Source organism: Saccharothrix xinjiangensis (genome assembly GCF_039527585.1).
In the GTDB taxonomy this organism is placed as follows: Bacteria; Actinomycetota; Actinomycetes; order Mycobacteriales; family Pseudonocardiaceae; genus Actinosynnema; species Actinosynnema xinjiangensis.
In genome coordinates, this window is sequence record NZ_BAAAKE010000008.1 from 44152 (window position 1) to 61038 (window position 16887).

Annotated in this window: 17 protein-coding genes; 10 read left to right on the forward strand and 7 right to left on the reverse strand. The window is 73.4% G+C overall.

All coding sequences use genetic code 11. The features are described 5' to 3' along the window. Window positions 1-2 precede the first annotated feature (2 nt). Window positions 3-806, reverse strand: a complete 804-nt coding sequence (locus ABD223_RS18825; protein ID WP_344037591.1) for an AfsR/SARP family transcriptional regulator — start codon at window positions 804-806, stop codon at window positions 3-5. A gap of 175 nt (window positions 807-981) precedes the next feature. Here ABD223_RS18825 and ABD223_RS18830 point away from each other — a divergent pair, with 175 nt between their 5' ends. Continuing rightward, window positions 982-1404, forward strand: coding sequence for a helix-turn-helix domain-containing protein (locus ABD223_RS18830; RefSeq protein ID WP_344037593.1), 423 nt, complete (start codon window positions 982-984; stop codon window positions 1402-1404). A 10-nt stretch (window positions 1405-1414) separates the two neighbouring features. Then, window positions 1415-2008: a toxin gene (locus tag ABD223_RS18835; RefSeq protein ID WP_344037594.1), complete on the forward strand. Its 594-nt coding sequence runs from the start codon at window positions 1415-1417 to the stop codon at window positions 2006-2008. A 123-nt stretch (window positions 2009-2131) separates the two neighbouring features. Here the strand turns inward: ABD223_RS18835 and ABD223_RS18840 are convergent, their stop codons facing one another. Continuing rightward, entirely contained in the window at window positions 2132-2794 is a 663-nt protein-coding gene (locus tag ABD223_RS18840) for a GNAT family N-acetyltransferase (RefSeq protein ID WP_344037595.1), read from the reverse strand. A 142-nt stretch (window positions 2795-2936) separates the two neighbouring features. Between ABD223_RS18840 and ABD223_RS18845 the strand changes: the two genes are divergently transcribed. After that, window positions 2937-3527 carry a TetR/AcrR family transcriptional regulator gene (locus ABD223_RS18845; RefSeq protein WP_344037596.1) on the forward strand — a complete coding sequence of 197 codons (591 nt, stop codon included), beginning with the start codon at window positions 2937-2939 and terminating at the stop codon, window positions 3525-3527. An 88-nt stretch (window positions 3528-3615) separates the two neighbouring features. On the opposite strand, the gene ABD223_RS18850 is transcribed toward ABD223_RS18845, so the two are convergent. From ABD223_RS18850 to ABD223_RS18860, 3 genes are read right to left on the reverse strand one after another with little or no spacing between them, the layout of a single operon-like run. Then, window positions 3616-4824 carry a metal-dependent hydrolase family protein gene (locus tag ABD223_RS18850; protein WP_344037597.1) on the reverse strand — a complete coding sequence of 403 codons (1209 nt, stop codon included), beginning with the start codon at window positions 4822-4824 and terminating at the stop codon, window positions 3616-3618. After that, window positions 4821-5264 (reverse strand): GAF domain-containing protein, encoded by a 444-nt coding sequence (locus ABD223_RS18855; protein ID WP_344037598.1) that lies wholly within the window; start codon window positions 5262-5264, stop codon window positions 4821-4823. Before ABD223_RS18855 ends, ABD223_RS18850 begins: the two co-directional genes overlap by 4 nt. Continuing rightward, on the reverse strand, window positions 5261-6652 hold the full coding sequence (locus tag ABD223_RS18860) for an MFS transporter (RefSeq protein WP_344037599.1): 1392 nt from the start codon (window positions 6650-6652) through the stop codon (window positions 5261-5263). Before ABD223_RS18860 ends, ABD223_RS18855 begins: the two co-directional genes overlap by 4 nt. A 135-nt stretch (window positions 6653-6787) precedes the next feature. Here ABD223_RS18860 and ABD223_RS18865 point away from each other — a divergent pair, with 135 nt between their 5' ends. Next, window positions 6788-7669 (forward strand): MurR/RpiR family transcriptional regulator, encoded by an 882-nt coding sequence (locus tag ABD223_RS18865; RefSeq protein ID WP_344037600.1) that lies wholly within the window; start codon window positions 6788-6790, stop codon window positions 7667-7669. A gap of 171 nt (window positions 7670-7840) precedes the next feature. Here ABD223_RS18865 and ABD223_RS18870 read toward each other — a convergent pair whose 3' ends face one another. Both ABD223_RS18870 and ABD223_RS18875 read right to left on the reverse strand, forming a co-directional pair. Further along, entirely contained in the window at window positions 7841-8353 is a 513-nt protein-coding gene (locus tag ABD223_RS18870) for an alpha/beta hydrolase family protein (RefSeq protein ID WP_344037601.1), read from the reverse strand. A gap of 742 nt (window positions 8354-9095) precedes the next feature. Further along, complete coding sequence (locus tag ABD223_RS18875) at window positions 9096-9671, reverse strand: SEL1-like repeat protein (protein ID WP_344037602.1); 576 nt, start codon at window positions 9669-9671, stop codon at window positions 9096-9098. Between the two features lie 433 nt (window positions 9672-10104). On the opposite strand from ABD223_RS18875, the gene ABD223_RS18880 reads away from it, so the two are divergent. The 6 genes from ABD223_RS18880 (at window position 10105) to ABD223_RS18905 (ending at window position 16884) form a co-directional block, all read left to right on the forward strand. Beyond that, window positions 10105-12006 (forward strand): FAD/NAD(P)-binding protein, encoded by a 1902-nt coding sequence (locus ABD223_RS18880; protein WP_344037808.1) that lies wholly within the window; start codon window positions 10105-10107, stop codon window positions 12004-12006. A gap of 12 nt (window positions 12007-12018) precedes the next feature. After that, window positions 12019-13743, forward strand: coding sequence for an AMP-binding protein (locus tag ABD223_RS18885; protein ID WP_344037603.1), 1725 nt, complete (start codon window positions 12019-12021; stop codon window positions 13741-13743). 52 nt (window positions 13744-13795) lie between these two features. Next, window positions 13796-14215: a cupin domain-containing protein gene (locus ABD223_RS18890; protein WP_344037604.1), complete on the forward strand. Its 420-nt coding sequence runs from the start codon at window positions 13796-13798 to the stop codon at window positions 14213-14215. A 320-nt stretch (window positions 14216-14535) separates the two neighbouring features. Continuing rightward, window positions 14536-15831, forward strand: coding sequence for an MFS transporter (locus ABD223_RS18895; RefSeq protein ID WP_344037605.1), 1296 nt, complete (start codon window positions 14536-14538; stop codon window positions 15829-15831). Further along, on the forward strand, window positions 15747-16439 hold the full coding sequence (locus tag ABD223_RS18900; protein WP_344037606.1) for a CGNR zinc finger domain-containing protein: 693 nt from the start codon (window positions 15747-15749) through the stop codon (window positions 16437-16439). The genes ABD223_RS18895 and ABD223_RS18900 overlap by 85 nt, the downstream gene beginning before the upstream one ends. Before the next feature lie 16 nt (window positions 16440-16455). After that, window positions 16456-16884 (forward strand): PIN domain-containing protein, encoded by a 429-nt coding sequence (locus ABD223_RS18905; protein WP_344037607.1) that lies wholly within the window; start codon window positions 16456-16458, stop codon window positions 16882-16884. The last annotated feature ends 3 nt before the right edge of the window (window positions 16885-16887 follow it).

Genomic DNA, 16887 nt, shown 5'->3' on the forward strand with positions numbered 1-16887 from the left:
CGTCAGCCGGCGCTGAGCCCGGGGTCGGCGGGTTCGACCGACCGCAGGATGTCGCGCTGGAGGCGCAGCAGCCACGGTGACGGTTCGAGCCCCAGCTCCCGCACCATCGACTCCCGCAGCCCGCGGAACACCTCCAGCGCCTGGTTGCGCCGGCCGCAGCGGTGCAGCGAGAGCATCAGGTAGCCGTGGAGGTGTTCGTGGTACGGGTGGTGCGGTGTCAGCGTGAACAGCTCGCCGAGCAGCTCGCGGTGCTCGCCGAGGCGCAGCTGCGCCTCGATCCGCGACTCCTGGACCGTCAGGTGGGCCTGCTCCAGCCCGGCGATCTCGGTGTCCAGGTGCCTGCCGCGCTTGACGTCGACCAGCACCGGTCCCCTGCGCAGCTCCTCCGCGCGCCGGAGCAGCTCGACACCGCCCTCCTCGTCGCCCGCGTGGAAGGCCTGCCGCCCGGCGGCGACCAGCCGCCGGTACTCGCGCAGGTCGTGGTCGGCGTGGTCGGTGTTGAACCGGTAGCCGGTGCTCACGGTGGTCAGCAGCTCGCCGCGGACCCGGGCGACGGGCAGGCCCCAGCGCTCGACGAGCGTCTTGCGGATGTTGACGATGTAGGTCTGGACGGTGGTGAGCGCGCTCTTGGGCGGCTCGTCGCCCCACAGCTCGTCGATGAGCGCGGACACCGGCACCACCCGGGATTCGTTCAGCAGCAGCACCGCCAGCACCTGGCGCTCCTTGGGCGCGCTCGGGACCGCGTCCACGCCGCCCAGGCTCAGCCCCAGCGGACCGAGCACCTCGACCTTCAGTCGGTTGCCCATGATGTGTCTTACCCCCTGTCGACCACCAGTTGACCGATCCTCGATTCAACTGCCAGTCCAATGCTGCCCATCACCCCTGGCAACTGTCAACCACCAGTCGAAGACCGATCTCCCTCATTCGACTGGCAGTCGAACCTAGAATGGTGCCCCGAGGTCGCGCGACGAGGGAGGGCCGATGGGGCACGAAGGCGGCAGACCGCTCACCGAGCAACTCCGCCGCCTGTTCGAGTCGGTCCGCCCCAAGGGCCGGACCTGGACGAACCAGGAGGTCGCGGACGAGCTCAAGGTGATCAACCCGAGCCTGCGGGTGAGCGGCTCCTACCTGTCGTCGCTGCGCACCGGCAAGCGGACCAACCCGTCGACGGAGCTGCTGACGGCGCTGGCGAAGTTCTTCGGCATCTCACCCGCCTACTTCTTCGACGACGAGTACGCCGAGCGGGTGAACAGCCAGCTCGCGGCCCTCAGGGCGCTCGACCAGAGCGGGGTGCGCGCGGTGGCCCTGCGGGCCGAGGGGCTCAGCGCGGAGAACCTGGCCATCGTCCGGGTCGTGCTGGACCAGGTCAGGAAAGCTCAAGGCCTCCCGCCGCTGGAGGAGTGAAGATGGAGGCATGGCCAAGCTCTTCGACCGCTCCGCACGCCGGCTCCGCCGCGACTGCGAGGCCCGCCTGTCCGCGCTGGCCCTCCCCGCGCACCGGGGCGTCGCCGAGCTGTGCGAGCACCTGAGCCGGCGCCGCGGGCGACCCATCGTCACCGTGCCGGTGGCGACGGGCGACCTGCCCGCCTACGGCCTGTGGATCGCCGCGAGCGACACCGACATCGTCGCCTACCCGGCCGACACCAGCCGCTCCCACCAGGAGCACATCATCGCCCACGAACTGGCCCACATGATCTGCGGGCACCGCGGTGAGCCGGGGCGCGAGACCCTCACCGACGAGGGCGCGAGCCTGCTGTTCCCCGAGCTGGACCCCGCGGTCGTGCGGGCCACGCTCCAGCGCGGCGGCTACACCGACCCGCAGGAGCGGGAGGCCGAGATGACGGCCTCGCTGCTGCGCGAACGGGCCGACCTGGTCGACCCCGAGGCCGTGTGGGAGGCCGCGCCGGACGACGCCGAGGTGCTGGCCAGGATCGAGGACACCCTCGGTCGCCGCGGGCCGGCCCTCGGCGCGGCCGGCCACCGGTGGCCGGCGAACCCGCGCGCCTGAACCCGGGGGAACCCGCACGCCCGAACGCCGGTCATCCCGCGCACCCGAACCCCGGCGACCCCGGCGACGGCACACCTGAGCCTCGCGCTCCCGCGCCCCGCACCGGTCGCGGACCCGCAGTCGTCAGGCGGAAGCGATCACCACGGCCGGCCCGGCGGACCAGCCCAGCGCGGAGTAGAGGCGCTCGCCCTCGGGACTGGCCACGAGGAGGCCGGTGGTCGCGCCCCGCGCGACGGCCTCGGTCGCCAGCACCCCCATGACCACGCTGCCCAACCCGCGCCGGCGGTGGTCGACGGCGGTCTCGACGCGGTCGGCGACGGCGTCCCCGCCGAGCACGGACACGGCCCCGCTCGCCGCGAGGTCACCCGACTCGTGCCGCACCCGGACCCGGACCACCGGGCCGTCCACCTCGGTGTCGCACCGGTACGGCGCGGCGGCTCCCCGCACGGGGTGCGCGCGCAGGTCCCGGGTCATGAGCCGTTCCCGGGTGCCCCTCACGGTCAGCCCCGCCTCGCGCAGGGCCCGCTCGACCTCGTCCGGGCGGGTGGTCGGCACGGTGAGCCAGGTCGGTCCGGCGCCACCCGGGACCTCCGCCGCGAGCGCGGCCAGGGCGTCGGGCCCGTCGTGCAGCGCGACGACCTCGCGGTGCCGCCCCTCCTGCCGAGGCAGGAGGCTCAGGCCGTCGCGGACCTCCTCGACCGGGCCCCAGCCGCGGCACTCGACCCAGCCGCGCAGCCAGCGGCGGACGAGGTCGGTGTCGGTGGTGAGCGGCGCGGCGTCGGTCATCGTCCCCCCAGGACCTGGTGCGAGCAGGTGGCGACACTAGTCCGCGGGGCGACCGCAAGGAATCGACCTCCCGTCCGGCCCGGTCCGCCTCGGCACCCTGCGTGGAACGGCCGCTCTAGAACATCTGTTCTAGCATGGGGAGGTGCGAACCGACCAGCGAATCGTGCGGGCGATGGCGGAACTGCTGCGCGTGCAGGGCTACGCGGCGACCGGGATCCAGCAGTTGGCCAAGGCGTCCGAGGCGCCCATCGGCTCGATCTACCACCACTTCAAGGGCGGCAAGCGCGAGGTCGCCGCCGCCGCGCTGCGCCAGACCGGCGCCGTCTACCTGGAGCTGCTGCCGACGCTCCTCGACCGGCACGCCGACCTGGCCACCGCGGTCGAGGCGGCGTTCGCGTCCGCCGCCGAGGACGTGGCGGACGCCGGCTGGGCCACCCCGTGCCCGGTCGGCACGGTCACCGCGGAGGTCGCCGACACCGAGCCGGAGCTGCGCGAGGTGGGCGCGGAGGTGATGGCGTCCCTGGTGGGCGCGGGCAGCCGCTACCTGGTCAACCGCGGGCTGTCCGAGGACGACGCGGGCACCGTGGCGCACGCGCTGCTCTCGGCGCTCGAAGGCGGTTTCCTGCTGGCCCGCGCGCAGCGCTCCACCGAACCCCTGCTCGCCGCGGGGCGCGTCCTGTCCGCCTACGTCGCCGCGCTGCCGGTCACCGCGCGCCGGCCGACCGTGCGGTGACCCGGTCCACGTCGCCGCGCCCGGCGGGCGGCAGCGGCGCGGGCGGTGCGGACAGGTCGCGGCGCGGCAGACCTGTCCGCACCGGGTCTCACCGGTCGAGCACGACCCCCGCCTGCACGACGTGGCGGATGCGCTCCGGGGTGGCCAGCACGCCGATGTCGTCCAGCGGGTCGCCGTCGAGGACGAGCAGGTCGGCGTGCGCGCCGACGGCCAGGGTGCCGACCTCTCCGGCCAGGCCCAGCAGCTCGGCCGCGTTGACGGTGGCCGCGCGGATGACGTCGATGGCGTCCTGGACCTCCCGGCGCAGCCGGAACTCGTTGCCCTGGTGCCGCTGCATCCCGCCGAGCAGGTCGCTGCCGTAGACGAGCCGCACGCCGCCGCGCGCGGCGCGGTCCAGGCCCTCCATGCCCGCGGTCAGCACCTCGTCGACCTTGCGCCAGCTCGCCTCGGACAGCCCGAACTCGCGGCCCTCCTCCTTGAGCGCCCAGTAGGTGACCAGGGTCGGCACCAGGAACGCGTCGTGGGCGAGGAACAGCTCGACGCTGCTGTCGTCGAGCAGGTTGCCGTGCTCGACCGACCGCACGCCGGCCTCCAGCGCCCGGTTGATCGCCCGTGCCGTGTAGGCGTGCGCGGCGACGTAGCGGTTGGCCGCCTCCGCTTCCTCCACGGCCGCGCGCAACTCGTCCATCGAGTACTGGGTGGAGTCGATCCGGTCGGTCGGCGAGCTGACGCCGCCGCCCGCCATCACCTTGATGTGGTGGGCGCCCTTGCGCAGCTCGTCACGCGCCGCGGTGCGGACCTCGTCCACGCCGTCGGCGATGCGGCCGAGCCCGGCGCAGCACTGGTGCGAGTCGTGCACGCGCGTGCCCGGGCCGCGCACGTCACCGTGCCCGCCGGTCTGGCTCAGCGCCTTGCCGCAGAACAGCAGGCGCGGTCCGCGCAGCACGCCCTCGGCCTGCGCCAGGGACAGGCCCCAGTCCGCGCCGGAGGCGTCGCGGACGGTGGTGAACCCGCGGTCGAGCATCTGACCGAGGGTGCGGGCGCTGTGCGCCGCCACGTAGGACGGCGACAGCGAGGTGAGCGCACCGAGGTCGGCGGTGGTGGCGGTGACGTGGACGTGCGCGTCGACCAGGCCGGGCACGACCACGGCCCCTCCGGCGTCGAGCACCCGGGCGCCGGGCGCGGCCAGGTTCGGCCCCGCCTCGACCACCCGGCCGTCCTCGCAGCGCAGGTCGCCCTCGGTGAAGTCGCCGCTCGCCGGGTCCAGGACCAGCGCGTCGCGCACGAGCAGGCTCATCGGGCGCCTCCCGCGACCTCGCGCAGCGCCGGCACGGCGAGCGGGGCGAGGGCCTGCGCGGCGGCGACGGAACCGTCGTCGTAGGCGCCCTCGGCGTCGAGGATGTTCAGCACGCCGAGCACCCGGCCGTCCCGCTCGTCCACCACCGGCACGTTGACGATCGAGCCGCAGCCCAGGCCCTCGATCAGCTCGTGGTCGGCGAAGACCTCCCGCACCGCGGCGGCGTCGCGGCCGAAGAACGGCTCGCCGCCCTCGATGCAGCGCTCCAGCCACGCGGCGGCGACCTCCACGGTCTTCTCCCCGCCGACGGGGTAGCGGTCGGGGTGGCTGCTGTGCACGCGGCGCAGCGCCCGGCGCTCGGGCACCCACGCGAGCACGGTGAACAGCCGCACGCCCACGGCGTCCCGCACCTTCTCCTCCAGCACGGCCAGGTCCGTCACTTCGCCATCTCCTTCGCGGTCTCGGCGGGGTCGCCCTGCTCGGTCAGGTCCTCCAGGGAGCGCCCGGCCGTCGACAGGCCGAACACCACCACGCACACCACGCCGACGACGAGCACCGCCGTGGTCATGCCGAACACGCCCGCGAACCCGAGGCTCGCGGCGGTCAGGCCGATGATGGTGGGCGCGAGGATGCTGCCCACCCGGCCGAACGCGCTGGACAGGCCGGTGCCGGTGGCCCTGATCCAGGTCGGGAACACCTCGGGCGTGTAGGAGTAGACGCCCGCGTAGGTGCCGTTGAGGAAGAACGAGAGCACCGCGCCCGCGACGGTGATGGTCAGCGGGGTGTCCATCTGGGACAGCCAGAAGGCGCTGAGCGCCGAGCCCGTCAGGTAGATCGCGATGGTGTTCTTGCGGTCCAGCTTCTCCGACAGCCACGCGGCGGAGAAGTAACCGGGGATCTGCGCCAGGTAGATGATGATCGAGAACTCGAAGCTCTTGGTCACCGTGATGCCCTGCTGGATCAGCAGCGTGGGGATCCAGGAGAAGAAGCCGTAGTAGGAGAAGGTGATGACGAACCAGACCAGCCAGATCACGGCGGTGCGCCTGGCCATCGCCGGGCTCCACATGAACTTCAGCGCGCGGCCGAAGGTGACCTTCGGCGTCTCGGTGACCGGCCGGGCCGTCGTCGCGGGCACCGGCGGCAGCTCCTCGCCGGTGGCCTTCTCGACCTTGCGCTCCAGGTCGACGACCACCGCCTCCGCCTCGGCGTGCCGCCCCTGTTGCAGCAGGAACCGCGGCGACTCGGGCAGGGAGCGCCGCCACCACAGCAGCATCACGATCGGCAGCGCGGTGATCAGCTGCGCGATGCGCCAGCCGTCCTCGGAGACCGGCACGACGAACCGGCCGATGAGGGCCGCCATCACGAAGCCGAAGGAGAAGAACCCGGCCAGCGCGCCGACGAACCAGCCGCGCCGCTTGGCCGGGACGAACTCGGACAGGAAGGGCGCGATGATGGCGCTCTCCGCGCCCGCTCCCGCGCCGGCCAGGACGCGGGCGACGAGGAACGTCTCGTAGTTGGGCGAGAAGGCCGCCACCACGGAGAACACCGCGTAGAAGGCCAGCGCGCACATCATGACCTTCTTGCGGCCGATGCGGTCGCCGAGCAGGCCCGCGATGGCCGCGCCGAACAGGAAGCCGAACGGCGTCGCGGACCCGATGAGCCCGAGCTGCCCGTTGTCCAGGCCCCAGACCTGCTGGGCGCTGGGCAGCAGGAACGCGACGACGGCCGAGTCCATGCCGTCGAAGGTGTAGCCGAGCCCGCCGATCAGCAGGAGGCCGTAGTGCGGCCGGCTCAGCGGGAGCCGGTCCAAGCGAGCCAACAACGTCATGGAGCGCCCTTCGAGGTGGTGACCAGCGAGTGGATGGCAAGCAACGTATAGTGCAGTTTTGTGAAAGTGCAATAGCCATTGCAGCTTTGTGCTGATGCGACCGCGTACCGTGTCCGCCGTGCTGGGGAGGCCGACATGACGGACAGCGCCACCGCCGACGGGTTCGAGGAGTGGCTGCGCGGGCGCGTGCCCGAACGCGGCCTGCGACCGAAGGCCGCCGCCCTGCTGGAGGTGCTGCTGTCCCAGCCCAGGCGCGCGGCCTTCGGGTCGACGGCCGAGTTGGCGCAGCTCGCGGGCGTGAACGTGGCGACGGTGACGCGCACCGCTCAGGCCCTCGGCTTCGCCGGGTGGCCCGCGTTGCAGCAGGAGCTGCGCGCCCGGTACCTGTCCTCGCTCAGCGCGCCGCAGGTGGCCGCCGAGCACCACGGCGTCGGCTCACCCGGGTCGGCGTCCCTGCGCCGCGACCTCGACGGCCTCGCGCTGCTGCACCGGCGGCTCGACGAGACCGCGGTGGTCACCATCGCGCACGCCGTCGCACGGGCCCGCCGCACGACCGTGATCGCGGCGGGCAGCTACGCGGCGGTGGGCATCGCGTTCGCGCACAACGCGCGACTGGCCGGTTACGACGTGGTGGCCGTGGCCGCGAACGACGCCGACCTGGCCAACGCCATCGCGTCCACCGGCCCCGACGACGTGCTCATCGCGATCAGCTTCTGGCGGCTGTACGAGAGCACCGTCCTGGCCGCGCACGAGGCCCGCTCGCGCGGCGCGCGGGTGTTCGCGGTGACCGACGCCGCCAGCCCCGCCCTCGCCGCCGCGGCCGAGACCATGCTCATGGTGCCCGCGGAGGGCGTCGCGTTCTTCCCGTCGCTCACCGCGGGCATGGCCGTCGCCCAGGCCGTGGTCGCCCAACTGGCCGCCGTCGACCCCGCGCGCACGGCCGCCTCCATCGAGGCGGCCGAGGCGATGTGGGCGAAGTTCGGCCTGCTGCACCGCCGTCCCAGCCAGTCGACCTAGGAGCTGGTCGGGGTCCGGTGACGCGGCGGACCCGCGACGACCGGGTTCACGCGCCTCGGTCGCCGGTCCGGCCGGTGATCCACCGCGTCAGGGCGTCGAGGTAGCCGGGAGCCAAGCGGGCGCCGCCGTCGGTCCGGACGCGGTGGTCGGCGCCGGGGAACACCTCGACGGTCAGCGTCGCCCGGCGGTCGCGGCGGCGGTGAACAGGTGGACGCTGTCCGCGACCGGGACCACCTCGTCGTCGGCGCCGAAGACCGCCAGGTGCGGGCAGCGCAGGCGCACCGCGTCCGGGACGGGGTCGTAGGCGGCCAGCGCGGCGTCGACCTCGTCGTCGGTGATCCCCCCGGTCCGCCGCAGGGTGGTGGCCAGCGAGTAGCGGTCCTGCACGGCGGGCGTCACGCCGGGACCGCTGTTGGTGACGACCCACGGCACGTCGTCCCGCAAGGTGGCGGCGCGCAGGACGACCCAGCCGCCTTCGCTGTGCCCGAACAACCCGGCGGCCTCGCCCCGCACCTCCGGGCGCGCGCAGGAAGTCCAGCGCGGCGGCCGCGTCGGACGCCAGGTCGTCCAGCGTCGCGTCAAGCCAGTCACCGGACGACCCGCCGACGCCGCGCCGTGGTCGGGCGTGGTCAGCGAACCGGCCAACACCACCCCGGCGTTGGCGAAAGTGACGTTCTCGGACAAGGCTCCCCCGGGTCGGGACTCCCCCTGAGTCGACGACGACCACAGCGTAGCGCCGGGGTTCACCCGATTCGGGCCGGCTGCCTGTCCGTGCCGGCCACCGCCGAGCCCGGCGAGGCACGGACCACATCCGACCGGGAACACCGGGCACGGGTGCGCCGTTGTACGAGGCGGTCGGTGCGGTCCGTGTCCCCCGGGCCTCACCTACAACGCCTTCGCGGAACACCGTTCGGCTGGAGCCGCGTCGTGCCACTCGCCGAGAGGCGACCGCCGCACCGACCCCTGCTTCTCGCCGGGACGTTCCACTACCTCGAAGAGGTAGTGGAACGTGAGCGGCTCCAGGGCGACCAGGCTGCCGGCGATGAACGCCGGCCTGCCTGGAATGGTCAGTGCTTTTCCGCCACAGGGTGGTGGTGTGCCGGTAGGCGAGGGCGTCTTCGGCGACGACGTGGCGTTGGTGGTCGTGCGGCTGCCATCGGAACGGGCGCAGCGAGGCCTCCTCGGCGGTCCGGCCGCGCCCTCCGGAACAGCCGGCAGGGCGGTGGTCTGCGGGGTGGTCATGACGCCTCCAGGACAGTGGGCCGGCCCAGATCGGCACGGCCCGGTGCGGATCGGCCACCACTAGGACCAGCTGTGCGGAAAGCGCCCAACAGGCTCCTAAACCCCTGAACCTCCGCTGGACCGCCTTCGCCCGAGCGGGTGCCGTGGCAAGGGGCACCACCTCCGGCGCCCTTCGCCATGGTGATCAGGAGGCCGGTTCCCGGCGGGACAGGCCCATGGTTTCGAGTGCGCCGTCCACGTCGAACCCCAGTTCCTCGGCGAGTTCGAGGAAGCGCTCCGCCCGTTCTTCGTCCACCGCGAGGCCGTCGTCGCCGGTCAGGAGCATCACACCGGCGGTGTACGCGGCCTTGGCGTGACCTGCCTCGGCGGCCTTGGCGTACCAGTCGAGCGCGGTCGCGGCGTCGGCTTCCACGCCCCGGCCGGTCGCGTGCATGCCGCCCGGGTTGGCCATGGCCCGGGTGCTGCCCAGCTCGGCCGCCCGGACCGGGCGGCCGTAGCCCTGGTGGGCCAGGTAGCCCGTGAGGAGCAGCACCTCCGGGTCGTCGGGGTTCGCCGCCAGCACCTCGCCCAACCGTTGCGCGGCGGCGGTCGCGTGCTCGGCGCTGCGGGCGAAGTAGGCGACCCGGATCCAGCCCGGCGCGCCGGCCTTCGCCCCCGCCCGGTCCGCCTTGCGGTAGGCCTCGACGGACGCGTGGAGGTCCGGTTCGGGGTAGGGCGCCCACGGCGCGGCACCGCCTGGCGCGCCTGACCCGCGGGCCACCACCGCCGGGACGCGACACGAGCGTCCCGGCGGCGCATCCCGCCGCTTCACCCGGTTCCCGGGTTTGAAAGCCGATCGTGCGCGCTCCGCGCACCCGTGCACCGATCCAGGAACGGCCGGTCCGGCGCGGGCCCGGCCGGTTCACACACCACCGGCCCAACAGTGCCGCCCGACCGGGCACTCTCCGCACTCCTCGCCACCTCGGCAGACCCCCGACCAGGGCCTATGTCCGCCCGGGGGGTCATCTGAGTCTTCGATACAGCCATCGGTGATCTTGCCCGGCGAAGCCCTTGTCGCCACCCTGGGGCCCGCAATAGGTTCATGCCAGAGCGAATCGCCCCCCACCGAAAAAGGGAATGCGGGGGAAGAATTCACAGGACATTCTTGAGAGAGGAACACCGTGGTTGACGCTGTCCTGGATCCGGATGTCGACGTGGCGATCGTCGGCGCCGGACCACGCGGACTTTCGGTTGTGGAACGACTGCTGGAGCGGTTGCGGCGGGAACCGCGGAACGGGCGGACGCGCATCCACCTGTTCGAGCCGGGCGAGCCCGGCGCCGGGCGGATCTGGCGGACCTCCCAGCCCGAGTGGTTCCTGATGAACACCCCGGCCGGCGAGGTGAGCGTGTTCTCCGCCGGCCCGGACGGCGGCCCGACCCGGGCCGGGCACGGACCGTCGTTCGCCGAGTGGCTCGAAGGGAACCCGCGGTGGTCGGGCATCGGGCCCAACGACTACGGCCCGCGCTCGGTCTACGGCGAGTACCTGCGGTCGGCGTTCGACGCGATGGTGGCGAACGCGCCCCTCGGGGTGACCGTCCGGCACGTGCCGGAGGCCGCGGTGCGGCTGCGGCGGGAGGACGGGCGCACCACGGTCGTCGGCTCGGCGGGCACCAGCGTCACCGTGGACAAGGTCGTGCTCACCACCGGGCACCCGCGCACCACGCCCGATGAGGCCGAGAAGGCGCTGCTGACCTTCGCGCGGCAGCGCGCCGGGCTGACCTACCTGCGCGGCGACTCCGCCGCCGACATGCCGCTCGACGACATCGCGCCCGGCGAGCAGGTGGGCGTGATCGGCTTGGGCCTGACCTTCTTCGACGTGATGGCCGCGCTGACCGTGGGTCGCGGCGGCCGGTTCGCCGAGGAGGGCGGCCGGACGGTCTACCTGCCCAGCGGCGACGAGCCGCACCTGGTCGCCGGTTCCCGCAGCGGCCTGGTGATGCTCGCCCGCGGCCGCAACCAGAAGGAGCCCACCTACCGGTACCGGCCGCGGTTCATCACCGACGAGGCGATCCTCGAAGCCCGCCGCAACTCCCAGCGCGCCACCGGGTCGGCGCAGCTGGACTTCGTCCGCGACGTGCTGCCGCTGCTCCAGCTGGAGATCGAGCACATCTACTACACCGCGCACGTCCGCAGGCGGCTCAGCGAGGAGGCGGCCGAGCGGTTCGCCGCCATCCACCTGGCCTCCACCGACCGCCGGGGCCTGCTGGAGGCGTGGGGGCTGGCCGACGTGCCGCCGCCGGACCTGGAGCGGCTCGCCCGGCCGTTCGGCGACCGCGAGTTCGACAGCCCCGGGCAGTTCCGCGAGGAGCTGCTGGAGCTGCTGGACACCGACGTCGCCGAGGCCCGCCAGGGCAACGTGGACAACCCGCTCAAGGCGTCGCTGGACATCCTGCGCGACACTCGCTCGGTGGTGCGCCAGGCCGTCGACTTCGCCGGGCTGCGGCCCGAGTCGCACCGGGCCTTCCTGTCCTGGTTCAACCCGATCAACACGATGGTGTCGGCCGGTCCGCCCGCCGTGCGCGTCGAGCAGGCGTGCGCCCTGATCAGGGCCGGGCTGCTGACCGTCGTCGGCCCCGGCACCCAGGTGGAGGCCGACCACGCCGCCGGCGCGTTCGTGCTGCGCTCGCCGCGGGTGCGGGACTCGCGGCGCGAGGTCACCACGCTGGTGGACGCCCGCATCCCGCGTCCGCAGCTGACCGCGGACGCCGACCCGCTGGTGGGCCAGCTGCTGGCCGAGGGCCTGATCACCGAGATGGTGAACACCGACGTGGCCACCGGCGAGCGGTTCCCGGCCGGGAGCATCGCGGTCACCCGCCGCCCGTTCCACGTCGTCGACGTGCTCGGCAACCCCGACCCCGACCTCTACGCGCTGGGCATCCCGACCGAGAACACCCGCTGGTTCACCCAGATCGGCAACGGCAGGCCGGGCCCGATGACCGGGTTCCACGCCGACGCCGACGCCATCGCCCAGGACGTGCTGCGCCACCGCCCGCGCGTCGCGCCCACCGCACCCGTCGTCCTGTCCGCCCGCTCGCGCGCGGCCGTCGCGATCTGAGAGGGGAAACCGATGCCATCGAACGAGAAGCCCACCCCGACGGAGCGCTTCAGGGCCGCCCGGGACCTCCTGCTGGAGCTGCGCGACGACCACGACCTGGCCCACGCCCGGTTCACCTGGCCCGAGTTCGACGAGTTCAACTGGGCCCTCGACTGGTTCGACGTGGTGGCCCGCGGCAACGACCGCACCGCCCTGCACGTGGTGGGCGGGCAGACCGAGGAGCAGGTGTCCTACGCGGAGCTGTCCGAGCGGTCCGACCGGCTGGCCAACGGGCTGCGCGCGGCCGGCGTGCGGCGCGGCGACGCGCTGCTGATGATGCTGGACAACCAGCTCGCGGTCTGGGAGTCGCAGCTGGCGGCGATGAAGCTGGGCGCGGTGGTGGTCCCGACGTTCACCACGGTCTCGGCCGCCGACCTGGCCGACCGGGTCGAGCGGGCGGACATCCGCCACGTGGTGACCACCGCCGAGCTGGCCGCGGGCATGGACTGGCTGCCGGGGCGCGTGACCCGGATCTGCGCGGGCCGCCTCCCCGGCTGGCTCTCCCTGGACGACCTGCGGTCCGCGCCGGCGGGTTTCACCCCCGACCGCCCGACGCGCGCCGACGAGACCCTGTTCCTCTACTTCACGTCCGGCACGACCTCCCGGCCGAAGCTGGTGCGCCACACCCACGTCAGCTACCCGGTCGGCCACCTGTCGGGCATGTACTGGAACGGCGTGCGGCCCGGCGACGTGCACCTCAACGTCTCCGCGCCCGGCTGGGCGAAGCACGCGTGGAGCTCGTTCTTCGTGCCGCTCAACGCCGAGGCGACGGTGCTGAGCGTGACCACCTCCCACGCCCGCGACCTGCTCGACCGCGTGGTGGCGCACGGTGTCACCACGTTCTGCGCCCCGCCCACGGTGTGGCGCATGCTGATCCAGGAGGACCTGCGGCGGTGGCCGGTGCGGCTGCGCGAGGCGGGCAGCGTGGGCGAACCGCTCAACCCCGAGGTGATCGAGCAGGTCCGCGCGGCGTGGGGCCTGACCATCCGGGACGGCTACGGCCAGACCGAGACCACCGCCCAGATCGGCAACAGCCCGTCGCTGCCGGTGCGGCCGGGTTCGATGGGCAAACCGCTGCCGGGCTACGACATCGTGCTGGTGGACCCGAACACCGGCGAGGTCGGCGACGAGGGCGAGGTCTGCGTGAACCTCTCGCCGCGCCCGCTCGGCGTGATGCCCGGCTACGTCGACGACGAGGAGAAGAACGCGAAGACGTTCGCCGGCGGCTACTACCACACGGGCGACATCGCGCACCGCGACGCGGACGGCTACCTGCACTACGTGGGCCGGACCGACGACGTGTTCAAGTCCTACGACCACCGGATCTCGCCGTTCGAGCTGGAGAGCGCGCTGCTGGAGCACGAGGCGGTCGCCGAGGCCGCGGTGGTGCCCGCACCGGACCCGGTGGGCCTGGTGGTGCCGAAGGCCTACGTCGCGCTGGCCGCGGGCGAGACCGCGGACGTCGAGACCGCGCGCCGCATCCTCGACCACACCCGGGCCACCCTCGCGCCGCACCAGTGGATCCGGCGCCTGGAGTTCACCGCGCTGCCGAAGACGACCTCCGGGAAGATCCGCCGCGCCGAGCTGCGCGCCCGCGACGTCGAACGGGCCGCGGGCTCCCCGCCCGCCGGCTCCGTCGAGTACCTGGCCGACGAGCTGCTGGACGCCGCCCTGCCCGCGGCGCCCGGCATCGGCTGACACCCTCTTGTCCCACGACCGGATCCGAACCACAGCACAGGAGAGAACCGCCATGCGCGACATCAAGGTCTACTCGTCCCTGTTCAACGGCGGCCTGCACAACGGCCAGATCAAGTGGTCGGCCTACGTCCAGCCGGGCCGCAACGCGGTCGACGTGGAGTGGCTGTACACGCAGGCCGAGACCGGGCCGACCGGCGCCGAGGCCTACATCGCCCACTTCAAGCCCGGCTCGCACGGCGACCTGCACGAGCACCTGGGCTACGAGCTGCTGCTGATCCTGGAGGGCGAGCTGCACAACGACAACGGCGACCGCTACCCGGCGGGCACGCTGTTCATCGAGAAGCCCGAGAGCGTGCACCAGGTGTCCTCGCCGACCGGCTGCTACGCGCTCGTGGTGCGGGAGAAGGGCACCCGGCGGGTGGAGGCCCCGGCCGAGGCCGAGGCCGAGCCGGCGGGCGCGACCTCGGGCTGACCGGCGGGGGTGGCGGGGTCCGCGACCGATCGCGGGCCCCGCCGCCGTTCACCGCGCACGACCCCCGAGGACTTCGCCCGCCCTCCGACCCGTCCCCTCCCCCGACGGCCTCCTCCCCCACCGCCCCTGTCCGACCCGCCGCCTCCCTGCCCGACCCGATCCCTTCCGGCCCCTGCTCCCACCACGCCAGTCCTTTCCCCTCACCCCTTGCCCTCACGCCCACCCTCCGGCCATCATGTAATGCGTTCAACCCATTACACGTCGGCCGCGCCTCGCGGACCCATCGGTCTCGCGACGACGACCAACCAGGAGAGAACCCGATGTCCCAGCAGACGCAGGACCGACCCGACCTCGCCGGCCCACCCGGCTCCACCGCCGACTTCGTCGTCGGGCGGACCGGCAAGAAGCACTCCCCCCGCTACCGCTGGGGCATCCTGGGCATCGGGATCTTCGCCCAGGCGGCGTTCAGCGCGGCCTTCCAGGGCATCCCGACCTCGGGCTCGATCCTCGCCGCCGCCTACGGCTTCTCGCTGTCCGAACTGGGCCTCGTGCTGGCCGCCGTGACCGCGGGCATCTTCATCACCGACGTGTTCTGGGGCATCCTGTCCGACCGCATCGGCGAGCGGAACGTGCTGATCATCGGCCTGTCGGGCACGACGGCCACGCTCGCCTACGTCACCGCGTTCCTGGTGCCGAGCGCCGGCGTCGCACCGGCCGCCTGGGCGCTGGCGGCGGTGTTGTTCCTGTCCGGCGCGCTGGGCGGCTGCGTCAACGGCGCGTCCGGGCGCGCGGTGATGGGCTGGTTCCCCCCGGAGAAGCGGGGCTTCGCGATCAGCCTGCGCGTCGCCGCCGTGCCGCTGGGCGGCGCGCTCGGCGCGGCCATCATGCCGGCGCTCGCCCTGGGCGCGGGTTTCCGCTGGGTGTTCGCGTTCCTGACCGTGTTCATGCTCGCCGCGACCGTCGCCGTGGTCCTGTGGCTGGACGAGCCGCCGATCGCGCGCACCAAGGCCTCGAACGGCATCGCGGCGACCACCGCGCCCAACCCGTTGAAGCGCTGGGACATCTGGCGCGTGGCGATCGTCGCGTTCCTGCTCGACCTGCCGCAGTTCACCGTCCTGACCTTCGGCACGGTGTTCCTCACCTCGGTGCTCGACCTGCCGATCGAGGGCGTCGTGGTCTCGCTCGTGGTGGTGCAGGTCCTCGGCGGCGCGTCGCGCGTGATCAGCGGCCGGTGGACCGACAAGCAGGGCGGCAGGCACCGCCGGACGCTGGTCCGGGTCTACAGCTGGCTGATCGCGGCGGCGTTCGCCGGCGTGGCCCTGTACGAGGTGTCGCCCACGTGGCTGGTCGTCGGCCTGTTCGTGACCGCGGGTTTCCTGGCCTGCGGCTGGCACGGCGTGCACTACGCCGAGATCGCCACCATGGCGGGCGCGGAGCGGTCGGGCACCGCGCTGGGCCTGGAGAACACGATGGTGTTCGGCGGCGCGTTCGTCACGCCGCTGCTGATCCCGGTCGTGCTGTCGGCCTCGTCGTGGCCGGTGGTGATGTTGCTGGTGGGAGCGCTGCCGGCGGTAGCCTCTGCCCTGCTGATGCCCCGGGAGCAGCCCGTCGGCTGACCCCGGGCCCAACCGAGGAGGCGCGCGGCGAGAAGGCTGCGCGCCGCGGCCGTCCGGGAGGCGCCCTGAAGCACGAATCGTCGAGCCTGGCGCTGATCGCCACGGTGCGCAGCAGGCTGGGTCGGCAGCGCGACGAGCTGACCGACCCGGCCGCGCTGGCGCTGTGGCTGGCCCGGCACGAGATGCCACCCGCCGACCGACCGGACCCGACCCACGTGCGCGAGTTCCGGGCGCTCCGCGAGGCGGCCTACCGGCTGCTGGAGGGGGTCACCGAGGGCCGGGCCGCCCGCACGGGCGACGTGGAGCTGGTCAACCGCTTCGCCGCCGCACCGCCGCCACCCGTGCTCCTGGAGACCGGGCCGGACGGGGTGCTGCGGCGCGGCACGTGCCCACCGACCCCCGACCAGGCGCTCGGCCTGGTCGCCCGGGACCTGGTGGAACTGCTCACCGGACCGGACCGGGACCGATTGCACCAGTGCGAGGCCGAGGTGTGCGGGACGTTCTTCGTCGACACCTCCCGGGCCGGCAGGCGGCGGTGGTGCTCCTCCGCCACCTGCGGCAACCGGGCGAGGGTGGCGGCGCACCGCGGTCGCACCGGCCATCAGTGACGAACTGGAAGGACTCATGATCTACCTGCACACCTCGGCGATCGTCCGGCTCGCCGCCGTCGAGAGCGAGCCTCTCCCGGCGCTGCTGACCGAGGTGGGCGCCGCCATGGCGGTGACCAGCGAGCTGAGCAGGGTCGAACTCGCCCTCACCGGGTCCACGCCCGAGGTCGTGCGGCGGGCGCGGACCGTGCTCGACTCGCCCTCCGTGCTCACCGTCGAGGTGTCCGACCTGATCCGGGAGTCCGCCGAATCACTGGCCGAGGACGAACTGGACCCCCGGCAGGCCGTCCACCTGGCGACCGCCCTCAGCCTCGGCGCCGCGATCCGGGTCTTCGCCTGCGACGACCCCACCCTCGGCGTGGCGGCCACCGCCCGCGGCATGCGGACGGCGGTACCGCCGTTCGGTTCAAGTCGGCATAGCCGACGCCGTGAGAGCGATCGGTAAGGC